At 48.0% G+C, this 1,448-nt stretch carries 1 protein-coding gene; it reads right to left on the reverse strand.

Annotated features, from left to right (window positions below):
• Positions 1–442 precede the first annotated feature (442 nt).
• A complete protein-coding gene (locus EYB30_RS14950) occupies positions 443–1,408 on the reverse strand; it encodes a flagellin N-terminal helical domain-containing protein (protein WP_166835822.1) in 966 nt (321 codons plus the stop codon).
• Positions 1,409–1,448: the final 40 nt, after the last annotated feature.

Here is a 1,448-nt window from a genome sequence, read left to right on the forward strand (position 1 = left end):
CATTTAATGCGCTGATGTTGCTGTTGACGTATAAAGCCATGGTGTTTCTCCTGATAACCCTATCTGTTTACCAATCACGGTGGCTTACTGCTTGCCTTGTGATTTGCCTGATACTTAGTTATCGGTGTTTGAACACAAAACTTTAGTCAAATAGCTAAAAAAGATAAATTAAGCAGGAAATCGAAATACCAACTGCGACACAGTCAAAATTGTGGCGATAAATTTGGCATGGTTTATGTATGTATTAAATCAGGTTAGCTAATTGGCTAGCCGCCAGATAAATGTATGTAGCCTCCGCGCATAGCGTTTATCAAACCCGCGCCAGGGCATTACCCCATAAGCCCTGGCGCATTGCAACAAAAAGCCGGCAGCATTACCCCATGCTGCCGGCACCTTAATTTCCCAGTTAAACTCGAGGGCTCCGCGCATTACGCCGGATTTATTAGCCCTGCAGTAAGCTCAGTGCTGCCTGCGGCCGCTGATTCGCCTGCGACAGTATCGTCGTAGTAGCCTGCTGTAAAATCTGGTTGCGCGTTAACATCGCCGTTTCTGCCGCAAAGTCAGCATCTTTAATTCGCGATTTTGCGCCTGACAGGTTTTCAGCAATATTGGTTTGGTTACGAATGGTTGCCTGGAACCGGTTTTGCACCGCACCCAGCTCAGCACGTTTCTTATCCACCACCGCAATCAGTGAGTCCATACCGGCCATAACCATTTGCGCATTAGCTTGGGTGGAAACGCTCACTGCAGTCGCTAAAAATACCGTCGCAAAAGTCGTATCATCTGCCGTAGTACCTAACGCATCTGACAAACCACTGGCAAGAGCAGACAACGTTTTACCGGTCACGCCTGACGCAACACTGGCTATCCCGGATAAGGTAAAACCACCCGCAGCGGACAACGAATTCGCTGTTCCACCTACGTTTTTCATACTAAAGCCGATAGTTTGTACCGCATCAGCACCTACCTGAAAGCTGGCAGAGTAAGTACCATCTAACAAGTTCTGACCACCGAAAGTCGTATCTTTCGCAACCCGGTTAACCTCACTCATTAATGAGCGGATTTCTTCCTGGATCGCTAAGCGGTCTTCATCAGTATTTGAACCGTTCGCCGCTTGTTGTGCCAGGGTACGGACCCGTTGAAACATCGCAGTCACTTCTTCCATCGCGCCTTCTGCGGTCTGCGCTAATGAAATACCGTCGTTGGCGTTACGGTTACCCTGGTTTAAACCCTGGATTTGTGATTCCAAACGGTCTGAAATCTGTAAGCCTGCCGCATCATCTGCTGCGCTGTTGATGCGTAAACCTGATGATAAACGTTTGAACGAGGTGTCCAGGGCATTACCGCTGTTCATTAACTGACGCTGAGCATTTAATGCGCTGATGTTGCTGTTGACGTATAAAGCCATGGTGTTTCTCCTGATAACCCTATCTGTTTACCAATCACGG

It is taken from the genome of Rheinheimera pleomorphica (assembly GCF_011634895.1).
GTDB lineage: Bacteria > Pseudomonadota > Gammaproteobacteria > Enterobacterales > Alteromonadaceae > Alishewanella > Alishewanella pleomorphica.

Bases quoted from the DNA above. Each gene is read 5' to 3' on its own strand.
- EYB30_RS14950 (WP_166835822.1), bottom strand. From the start codon at position 1,408: ATGGCTTTATACGTCAACAGCAACATCAGCGCATTAAATGCTCAGCGT.